Annotated in this window: 7 protein-coding genes and 1 pseudogene; 2 read left to right on the top strand and 6 right to left on the bottom strand. The window is 61.3% G+C overall.

Annotation, left to right across the window (positions count from 1 at the left end):
• Positions 1-105: 105 nt before the first annotated feature.
• Positions 106-372, bottom strand: coding sequence for a hypothetical protein (locus tag PHO31112_RS26095; protein WP_150624538.1), 267 nt, complete (start codon positions 370-372; stop codon positions 106-108).
• Positions 373-688: 316 nt separating this feature from the next.
• Positions 689-2,242 (bottom strand): EAL domain-containing protein, encoded by a 1,554-nt coding sequence (locus tag PHO31112_RS26100; RefSeq protein ID WP_174995894.1) that lies wholly within the window; start codon positions 2,240-2,242, stop codon positions 689-691.
• 256 nt (positions 2,243-2,498) lie between these two features.
• Between PHO31112_RS26100 and PHO31112_RS26105 the strand changes: the two genes are divergently transcribed.
• Positions 2,499-3,056, top strand: coding sequence for a hypothetical protein (locus PHO31112_RS26105; RefSeq protein ID WP_174995895.1), 558 nt, complete (start codon positions 2,499-2,501; stop codon positions 3,054-3,056).
• Here the strand turns inward: PHO31112_RS26105 and PHO31112_RS26110 are convergent.
• Positions 2,995-3,912 carry a LysR substrate-binding domain-containing protein gene (locus PHO31112_RS26110; protein ID WP_150624545.1) on the bottom strand — a complete coding sequence of 306 codons (918 nt, stop codon included), beginning with the start codon at positions 3,910-3,912 and terminating at the stop codon, positions 2,995-2,997. The genes PHO31112_RS26105 and PHO31112_RS26110 overlap by 62 nt on opposite strands.
• Before the next feature lie 193 nt (positions 3,913-4,105).
• Between PHO31112_RS26110 and scpC the strand changes: the two genes are divergently transcribed.
• Complete coding sequence (gene scpC / locus PHO31112_RS26115) at positions 4,106-5,602, top strand: succinyl-CoA:acetate CoA-transferase ScpC (RefSeq protein ID WP_150624547.1); 1,497 nt, start codon at positions 4,106-4,108, stop codon at positions 5,600-5,602.
• A 200-nt stretch (positions 5,603-5,802) separates the two neighbouring features.
• Here the strand turns inward: scpC and PHO31112_RS26120 are convergent, their stop codons facing one another.
• From PHO31112_RS26120 to PHO31112_RS26130, 3 genes and pseudogenes are all read right to left on the bottom strand, one after another.
• A complete protein-coding gene (locus PHO31112_RS26120; protein WP_150624549.1) occupies positions 5,803-7,398 on the bottom strand; it encodes a methyl-accepting chemotaxis protein in 1,596 nt (531 codons plus the stop codon).
• A gap of 639 nt (positions 7,399-8,037) precedes the next feature.
• Positions 8,038-8,367: pseudogene (locus PHO31112_RS26125) on the bottom strand (IS5 family transposase); the annotation flags it as partial.
• Positions 8,368-8,445: 78 nt separating this feature from the next.
• A complete protein-coding gene (locus PHO31112_RS26130; RefSeq protein WP_150624551.1) occupies positions 8,446-10,332 on the bottom strand; it encodes a methyl-accepting chemotaxis protein in 1,887 nt (628 codons plus the stop codon).
• Positions 10,333-10,760 lie beyond the last annotated feature (428 nt).

Genomic DNA, 10,760 nt, shown 5'->3' on the forward strand with positions numbered 1-10,760 from the left:
ACGGCCCCGCGGCCGTGCGCAGAACTGCACTGACGTTTGATAAGCGTGTGGCGGCGCGCTAAGTGCAATGCTTGGCGTGGCGGTCGGTACCGCTCTCGGTACGACTCAGTGCGAAGTCGAGTTTTCGCGGGCAACACGATCCTCGATGCGAAGCTCGATACGTTTTCGGATTTGCTTCGCCGCCTCGGACGCGTCATGCGCGTCGATGCTCGAGAACTCGCAACGGCCGATGTAGTGCCCATCGCAATAGGCATCAACGGCGCCGTCAAAGCGTTCGTCGGCACGCGGCGTGATCGCCCCGGCCAGTTCGAACGGACGCCCCGGCGGCGTGTTGCTCACGTAATGCCACGAAAAATGATACGAATCAGTCACATGTCCCCCTCGGTAGTGCGACAGCTATGGACCTGTCTACCAACGCTGTTTTTTGGGAAATCCTAACATGTACAAGAACCTCGACAAACGGCAGAAAAAAAAGCGGCCCGCCATGACGGCGAGCCGGATAGTCCGTGGAGGTCGGGGGCACATCAGGACCACGGTGATTTCACTTTAGTCCCGAATGGTCGTCGTTATTCTCGGTAATTTGCCTGATGCGGCACAAAAATTTCTGCGGACTGCCGGCCATTCGACACCCTGCCCGGCAAGTGAAAATCTCCGGGTTTTCGCTGAGTAAATGGCAGGCTTACGCCCTTCAGCCATCGCCCACCTCGCATGGCAAATCCTCGGCCGGCACGGCTTTGCCGAACAACCATCCCTGCCCGATTGCCTCGGGAAACAGCGCCAGCATGTAGTCGAACTGCGCCTCGGTTTCCACCCCCTCCACAATGACGTCGACCTTGAGTAGCGCCGCCATCTTGCAGATCTGATCGACGATGGCGCTACCCACAGTATCGGTGCCGATGGACTGCGTGAACATGCGATCGATTTTCAGCGCGTCGACATTCAGCGTCGACAGATAGGCGAGGTTCGAGAACCCCGTTCCAAAATCGTCGATATGGATCTGATAACCATCGACACGCAAACGGTCGAGGGCCTCTCTGAGGCGCATCATGCTGTCTGTCGAGCGCTCGGTGACCTCCAGCACGATTTGCGCGCGAGGCACCTGCACGGACGCCGACATTTGATTCAGATAGGTATGGAATGTGCTGTCGACGATGTCCGTCGTCGCGAGATTGACGCTGATGTGAAACTCGGGATCGGCCAGCGCGCGCCCGTGCATATCGATCAACGCGCGGCGCACGACCTGCCGCGAAATCAGCCCGATCACCCCCCGACGCTCGGCAATCGGAATGAACATGTCCGGCGAGATCGGCGCGCCGGCGCTGTCGTTCAGACGTGCCAGCGCCTCGACGCCGATGACCTTGCGGTCTCGCAATCGCACCAACGGTTGATACACAACGTTGATGCCACCGGACTCGGCGGCTTGCTGCGTCACCCAATCGATCGACAGACGGTAACGACGGCGCGACCGCCACGCCATGCCCATCGATGCGCCCGCCGACGCACCAATCGTCAACGCCAGCATGAGACCCAGCGGATTGGCCAGAATCTTCGACGCCCCGTAGACTGCCGACACGCACACGTCCACCTGCTCGGAACACGTCGAATAGCGGCGCAACGATCCGATTTCGAGCCATGGCGACGTGGCGCCCAGCGTAATACGCTGTTGGTCCTCGAACAGCCCTGCGCGCCAGAACTGGAAACGCATGTCGCTCGTCGATGCGACAGAAGCGAAGCCGCTCGGCGGTGTCGCAAGCCGCTCCGGCAAGACCGGCGGACTGAACACCACCACATCACCCATGCCCGTGGCATTGACCTGCACGCCAGGCGTCACGACGCCGGTCAGGGTACGCCAGAGCTTCAAGCCGTTGCGCGTTTCATGACTTGGCGGCGGCAGCTCGGGCGCCGGAGCGAGCCGTCCCGCGACAGCCGAACACAGCAGCCGGGAGCCGTGAACCCGGCCGATATCGTGGAAATAGGGGCTGCGCATGGTGACGCGACGCAGCGCGAGAATGTCGGCGTCGGTACAGGGCACGGCGTCGCTGTACATCGCGCTCAGCAACGCATTACGGCTGGATACCAAAGTATCGCTCATGAAACCCATGATTTCGTGCACGTAGGCGCGCAAGCGGAAGTCGTCGACGCGAGTCTGCACGATCTGCCCCACCAGCAACATGACCAACATGCCCGCGATGCTAACCGTCAGTACCGGCAGCCAGCGGGTCAGTCTTCTGAGCGCTTGCATGGCAGTCGCGTCCACGTAACGCCCCGTATCCCACACAGGGCACGGCCGCCAGTGTAGCGCACCCCCTATCCGATGTATCGGATTGCCACACAACTGGTCAGCAAGGCGCGCGCCGCAGGCGTTTGTGCGATCCGTCTGTCTCGGCATGCGCCGCGCAGCGCTCCAGCGAGCGCGGCCGAACGCCCATGTTGGAGTGGGACGAAATGGGGTCGGTGCTAGCGTAACATTGCAGGCTCCCCCTTCATGATCGCTCGGCATGATGCTCAAATTTCGCAATCCGGCGAACGGCGATGTTACCGAGATCACGTACATGTCGTGCGTCGGCGCATTCTTCATGGGCCCGGTGTATTTGCTGGCATACGGTTTCGCGTGGCATGCGCTCATCTGGACCGTTCTCGCCATTGGCCCCGCCTTGATCTGGCGGGATTCGGCACTGGCGATTTCGCTGCCTGCCACCTGCCTGCTCTATTCGCTGATGATCCAGCCGCTGCTTATCGGCAAATTGCGCGCCGACGGCTGGTTGCCCACGCGTGACGACGCCGTTCCCGGCCCCGGCCAGCGTGGCTACGACGCCCATGGCGACACCCCAAGCACCGGCCGTTCCAGACAAGGCGTAGTGCTCGCTCCGGCGCAACCTGCGATCGTCATGCCTTCGGCGCACAACATGGTCAGCCCGACAAACGAATCGACGGCCAACGAAGGTGCAGCCCTGAGCGCCGGCGAAAAAGCATGCCCGTTCTGCGCCGAGACGATCAAGGCGCAGGCGATGCGCTGCCGCCACTGTCAGGCGAATCTGCAGGCGCCATCGCAATAAAGTGGTCAAGTGCTGCCGAGCCGTGGTCGGCGCGATAGGCAAGGCTGATCGGTGCTAGCGGCACATCGCCTTCGATGGGCCAGAAACCCATGCCGGGCGTGCGAATCTGACTCACCGACGCCGGCACCAGCGACACTCCGAACCCCGCCGCCACCATCGGCACGATGGAAGTAATCTGCGGCGCCTCCTGCCCCAGCTTCGGACGGAAACCCGCCGCCTCGCAGGCCGCAATCGTGCGGTCGTACAGTGCAGGACTGATCTCGCGCGGCAGCAGAATGAACTCATCTTGTGCGAGCGCGGCAAGCGGCACACGCTCGCGCGCACACATGGCATGACCCAGCGGCAGCACCAGCATCATCGGTTCGTCGACAACCAGCAGGCTGACGATGCCCTCCGGCACTTCGAACGGCGTGCGCACGAACGCGACGTCGATGGCTTCGTCCACCAACGCCGTCAGCAGGCTTGCCGTATTGCTCTGCTGCGGATGCAGTTGTACGTCGGGATACCGAGCGCGGAAGTCACGAATCCACGCCGGAATGCGCGGTTCGAAGTACGTTGCGCCCGCGAATCCGATATGGATCTGCCCCGCCTCGCCGCGTGAAATCTGCTGCATGCGACGCTTCACGCGCGCCACCCGCTCCAGAATCTGCCGCGCCTCGGGCAGGAACGCCTCGCCCAACTCCGTCAGCACCACGTCGCGCGGCAAGCGCACAAATAGCGGGCCGCCCAGTTCCGTCTCGAGTTGCCGGATCTGCAAGCTCAACGGCGGTTGCTGAATCCCGACACGCGCGGCGGCTCGCGTGAAATGGCGCTCTTCGGCCACGGCAATGAAATATTGCAAATGCCGCAATTCCATCACAACTCCCCTGTCAGCCCTGCCCCGCCGGGGGTTTGCACCGACAATACATAAAAAGTATGAAAACAACTCGCTCAATATATTGGAAATGTGACCGATGGGTCAATACACTTCAAATCAAGCGCTCAGGGCCGCATCGTTGGTTACTGCGCGATCAAGAGATTTGAATATAAGAGAGACGAGGAGCATCACGATGTTTGAAGACCGCATCCGCCTGGCGTCGCTACGCGACCGGGTGATAAGCGCCGACGACGCTGCAAAGCTGGTTGGCGACGGCATGGTGGTCGGCATGAGCGGATTCACCCGCGCCGGCGACGCCAAGGACATGCCGATTGCACTGGCCAAGCGGGCGAAGACTCACCCGATGAAGATCACGCTGATCACCGGGGCATCGCTGGGGCACGATTCCGACAAGACACTCACCGAAGCCGGCGTACTCGCCAAGCGCCTGCCGTTCCAGGTCGACACGACGCTGCGCAACGCGATCAATCGCGGCGAGGTGATGTTCGTCGATCAGCACCTGTCGGAGACGGTCGAATTCCTGCGCACCGGCCAGTTCGGCAAGCTCGACGTGGCGGTGATTGAAGCCGTCGCCATCACCGAAGACGGCGGACTCGTGCCGAGTTCTTCGGTCGGCAACTCGGCGAGCTTCGCGATCCTGGCGGAAAAGGTCATCGTCGAGATCAATCTCGCGCAGCCGCTCGCCTTCGAGGGTATGCACGACATATGGATTCCGGGGCAGCGTCCGCACCGTGGGCCGCTGCCTATCGTCGACGTGCGCGATCGTGTCGGCACGAACGTGGTGAAGATTGCGCCGGAGAAGATCGCCGCCATCGTCATTACCGACACCCCGGACAGCGCCTCCAATGCGCTGCCCGCCGACGCCGACACGCAGCGCATTGCCGGCCACCTCATCGAGTTCTTCCGGCACGAAGTCTCGCGAGGCCGCCTGCCGCACACGCTGCCTGCCATTCAGTCGGGCATCGGCACCATTGCCAATGCGGTGCTCACGGGCTTCATCGACTCGCCGTTCGAAGACCTCACGATGTACTCGGAGGTACTTCAGGACTCGACGTTCGAACTCATGGATGCGGGCAAGATGGTGTTCGCATCGGGCTCGTCGATCACGGTATCGCAAGCGGTGCAGGATCGGGTGTTCAAACATCTGGAGCGTTATCGCGACAAGCTCGTGTTGCGCCCGCAGGAGGTCAGCAACCATCCGGAAGTCATCCGACGGCTGGGGCTGATTGCCCTGAATACCGCGCTCGAAGCGGATATTTACGGCAATGTGAATTCCACGCATGTCGGCGGCACGCACATGATGAACGGCATCGGCGGATCGGGCGATTTTGCGCGCAACGCACGCATGGCGATCTTCGCCACCAAATCGATTGCCAAGGACGGCAAGATTTCGAGCATCGTCCCGATGGTGCCGCATGTCGACCACAACGAACACGATGTGGACATCATCGTCACGGAACAAGGTCTCGCCGACCTGCGCACGCTGGCCCCGCGCGAGCGCGTGAATCTCGTGATCGATCGCTGCGCCCACCCGAGTTACCGGGAGGTCCTGCGCGACTACTATCGCGACGCGCTGCGCTATGGCGGACAGACACCGCACGCGCTGGAACGCGCGTTCGACATGCACGTCAACTTGCGCGAGCGCGGCTCGATGCTGGCAGGGAAGTAACGTCGGTGCCGGTCGCCGACGCCGGGGGGGCAAGGCGCGCCGGACACCGATCGATCGGCATCGGCCGCAAAGGCCGTTGCCGGGAAGAACATAGGACGCATGCGGTCCTGTGGGCCGAACGCTGGTGAGAGAGTGTTCAGGCATTCGCGGCTCGCCAGCGCTTGCTGGCGAGCCACTTTTTATGGCTTTGCAAATGCCGTTCAGGCCGGCAGCCGTTGTGCAAGATGAGCCTGATGGATTCCGCCCTCGAGCGTGAAGATCGACACCAGTTCACGCAAGCCACCCGATTGTGCTGCCATCGACTGCGCGGCGGCAGACGCTTCCTCCACCAACGCGGCGTTCTGCTGCGTGACGGTATCCATTTGCATGACGGCCTGATTGACCTGCTCGATGCCCGTGCGCTGCTCCGTAGACGCAGCGGCGATTTCCGCCATCAGATCGGTCACGCGTTTCACCGCGCGAACGACCTCGTCCATCGTGCTGCCCGCTTCGGCGACGAGTTTCGTGCCGTCGCTGACCTGACGCGTCGACGCGTCGATCAGTTCCTTGATCTCCTTCGCGGCATTGGCGCTGCGCTGCGCGAGCGTGCGCACTTCCCCCGCGACCACTGCGAAGCCGCGCCCCTGCTCACCGGCGCGCGCCGCTTCAACGGCGGCGTTCAGCGCCAGAATGTTGGTCTGAAAGGCGATGCCTTCGATCACGCTCGTGATGTCCGACACGCGGGCCGAACCTTCGGAGATCTCGCGCATCGTCTCGACGACCTGACGCACCACTTCGCCGCCCCGTCGAGCGATGTCCGAGGCGTTCGACGCGAGCACATTGCCCTGCTCCGCGTTGTCGGCATTCTGTTTGACCGTGGTCGTCAGTTCTTCCATGCTCGCCGCCGTCTCCTCGAGCGACGCTGCCTGCTGTTCGGTGCGTGAGGACAGATCGGTATTGCCGGCGGCGATTTGTGCCGAACCGGTCGCGATACTCTCGCTGGTGTTACGCACCTGCCCCACGACCTGCGCCAGCCTCGCGTTCATGTCCCGCAACGAACCCAGCAATTGGGCGAGTTCGTCCTTTCCGCGCACTTCGATACGCGAACTGAGATCGCCGCGTGCCACCGTCTGCGCGATATCCACGCAGCGGCCGATCGGCACGGTAATGGAACGGGTGATGACCAGCGCGATAACGATATTGACGCCCAGCGACAACAAGATCAGCACGATGGCGGCAATAAACGCCGTGCGGTAGTCGTTGGCTGCGGCATCGCTCGCCGCCTGTGCACCGGCGCGATTTAGGGCAACGTGTTCGACCAGCCTGTCGCTGAGAACCGTGAAGCGCTTGAAGGCATCGGTCATGATGAGCGCGCGCGCCTGCTCTTTGGCAGCGTCATCGCCCTTTTCCAGCTCGACCGCGCGATTGTCGATCTCCAGGTAGCTCGCCCACGCCTCGCGCACGGCGTCATAGGCGCGGCGATCTTCGTCCGAGGCCACCAGGCTGTTGTAGCTGTCGAGCGTCTTGTTCATCAGATCGATGGCTGCCTGACGCCGCTTCACCTGCTCTACCTGCATACCGTCGCCCGCTGCGAGCAGCGTGCCGAGCGTGGCCCGGCGGGCCGCGTTGGCCGCGGTCTGTACGTTACCCAGTATCTGCACGCTGGGCAACCAGTTGTCGGCAAGATCGCGAGTGCCACCATAAATACGTGACGCCTGGAATACCGCCATGCCACCCACGATGCACAGTAGCACCAACGTGACAGCAAACCCGATGCTCAACCGTGTGCCGATTTTGAGACTGTCCAAGAACTTCATGCCCGCTCCGTATGCGATAAAACAACAACAATCACATCGCATAACGGGCAATCATTCAAATATCTTTAGCCAATGAATACAAAATTCTCACGCAATGGCTTTGGGTATCTTAAATAATATCCATAGAAATATATTTGTTAATCTATTAACTCGGATATTACTGTGCAGTGGCGCCAGGGATCACCGCGCCTTTCCCACACCTGCCGTTTGCGAGAACTCGGAAATCGGTGAAAAATCCAGAATCAGTCCACGCTTTTTCGCAAATTGAACAATTGCACGCAATTGTTTTTTGACAAATCAATATTTGCGGTAAATCGCAAATCACCACAATGGCATCCACCTGAGTATTGCTGATTCGCCATCTCGTATCTCCCGATAATGTCGAGGACTTGGCCAGCGGAAATGGAATGCGAGGAATCTGCGAGAAGAAACCCGCCGGTAGTGCGCTCTATTTTTTGCGACAGAACCCGGCGGGCGGGCGATAGCCGGCGGCAACAGCGCCGGCCCCGCTCAGGAGGAACGTAAAGCGTTAGGGGTTGTTCACATATGAAGGTCTACAGGGCGAGCCGAATTGACGGATCGCCCTGTGTTGGCTAGAACTGACAGGCCGCCGCACTCAGAAGCCTCACGAACGGATCATTTTTTTCGGGCACCGGCCGAATGCTGGTGCGCCCGCACGATAGTCAAGTCGATCAGCACGTGTTTGATCTGCGTTTCGTCGGACATCGCATGCGCCACGCTCCCCCACACACCTTTGCGACGCCACCGCGAGAAGCGCATGTACACCGTATGCCATCGACCGAATTCCTTCGGCAAATCGCGCCATGGGCAACCCGTTCGACCGATCCAGAGAACGGCTTCGACAAACCGACGGTTGTCGACTGCCGTTCGCCCCGGATCGCCTTCTTTGCCCGGCGGTACGAATTCGATTCGTGCCCATACCTTGTCGCTCAATAACGTTCGAATCATCCCGGCCTATTCATGCAAATAGGCACGATGTAAACACATTTCTACGAATGTAAACAGACCCTAATGCAAAACGCCGGCTCAAGCGGCCAACGCCGGTTCGTCGCGATGTGGGGCGCGCGAACCGTTGGCGTGGTTGCGAACCACTGTCGTACCGTAACGGCTGTGTTCGCGCAGTTGAAACAGCGCGACCGTGTCGGCCAGATTACGCGCCTGTTCGCTGAGCATCGCCGAGGCTGCCGCGGATTCTTCGACCAGTGCCGCATTTTGCTGCGTCGACTGGTCCATCTCCGCCACGCTGCGATCGATCTGGCTAATGCCGGTGCTTTGCTCCGTCACGGCGCTGTGGATCTCACCGATCAGACGGCGCACACGCGAGATGCCATCGACGATTTCCCCCATCGTATCGCCAGCCGCCTGCACACGTTGCGTGCCGCTCTTGACGTTCTGCACCGACGCCTCGATGAGCGTCTTGATCTCGTGCGCGGCGGCTGCGCTGCGTTGCGCCAGCGTGCGCACTTCGCCTGCGACCACGGCGAAGCCGCGGCCCTGTTCACCGGCCCGAGCGGCTTCGACCGCGGCGTTCAGCGCAAGAATGTTCGTCTGGAAGGCGATGCCGTCGATTACGCTGATGATCTCGGTAATGCGCTCGGACGACTGTGCAATTTCGCTCATTGTCGTCACGGCGCCCGTGACGACATCGCCGCCACGCGCGGCCGCTTCACTCGCGTCGTTGGCCAGGCGCGTTGCATGCTCGGCCGCTTCGGCCGTCTGCCTGACGCTGGCCGTCAGTTCAGTCAACGCCGCCGACGTTTCCTGCAACGTGCCTGCCGACGCTTCCGTGCGTTGCGACAGATCGCGATTGCCCATCTCGATCTCGCTCGTCGCCGACGTCATGCCATGGACACCGGCACGCACATCGATCATCACCGTGCTGATCTTGTCCACGAAAGCATTGAACGAGCGCGAAATCTGCGCGACTTCGTCGTGACCGACGACATCGAGACGGTGCGTCAGGTCGCCACCGCCCGAACCGATGGTATCCATCGCATCGCGCACTTGCGACAGACGGCGGAAGGCTTGTGACGTGAAGAAGCTTGCGATCCCGATGGCGCACAGGGTCAGCACAATCAGTGCGACGATCGTGGCGCTCAACACGCGCGACAGGCCGGCCGTGGCTTCGGCCTTATCGAGGGCGACGACGAAGAACCAGTCGGTGCCCGGCACCGGCTGCACCTTGAGCAGCTTGGCGGCACCGCTGAGGACGACCTCCATCGGCTCGGTCGCACGCTCCAGATTGGCAAGCACCTCGGGCGTGAGCGATCGAGCGAGATCGCTCGACTGCTTGAGCATGAGTTTCTCGTCGGGGTGCGCGATGACGAGACCGTCGCGCGAGACCACGAATGCGAGGCTCGACGGTGTGGGGTGCACGGCCTTGACGACTTCCTGCACGGCGTCGAGCGGCACGGCGCCGCTCACGGCACCGAGCGTTTGACCATCACGCAGAATCGGCGCGGCAAACGATACGTACAGCTTGCCCGAGGCGATATCGGCGTACGGCTTGACGACCGTCAGTTTGCCCGCACTAGTCGCCCCCTTGTACCAGGGACGCACAGTCGGATCGTAATCCGGCGGCGTAGGGCCGCTGGAGAAATACGACTTGTCGCTCCAGCCGATGCTGGAGATCGGAAAACCGTTCGTAGCGCCAAGCAGTTTGGTGAGCGCCACGCCCTGCTCGCCCTTTTCGACGGCGGCAGCGGTGCCCACGACCGACTGGCCCTTGGCCGCAGCCCAGCGTTCCACAGCAAGCGTGTTACCGCGTGCAACGGCGTCGAGCGTGTTGGCGATGGTCGACATCATGCTGCTGCGCACGATGACGTACGTGGTAATGCCGGAGAGGATCAGTGCACCAATAACGGTGGCACACGCGATCAGGATGATGCGTGTTCTAAGCGAAGATACTGTCATGCTGTCTGGACAGGCAGGCCTGCGGCTAGGGGGGTCAAAAGACAGAAGCCGGTGCCCAGGCCACCAGCTCCACGAGGTGGGGGTTTCACCTTTTGACTTACGGCCTGCACAGGCAGAACTTTAGGACTTCGAATGTTAATCGATATAAATTGTTCGCAGTCGCACGTTCCAGTCGTTATGGATGGATAAAATTCAGGGATACGAAGCGGATGATGTGAAAGCGGGCACTGCGTGATGGCGTGCCCGATACGTTGGCGGCGTCAGTCGTTGGCCGCAGCTTCGGCCTCGGTCTGCTCGATGTGACCTGACGGATATTTTCGTACCACGGGTGTCTAGAGAATCACGGCCCCGTGATCCGCTTGGGTTTTCTGTGCCAAATCCAGAGCGAGTTTTTCGGCGTATCGGGTCAAGTCGGCCCGGGTAAACAC

Origin of the sequence: Pandoraea horticolens (genome assembly GCF_902459555.1) — a bacterium.
In the GTDB taxonomy this organism is placed as follows: Bacteria; Pseudomonadota; Gammaproteobacteria; order Burkholderiales; family Burkholderiaceae; genus Pandoraea; species Pandoraea horticolens.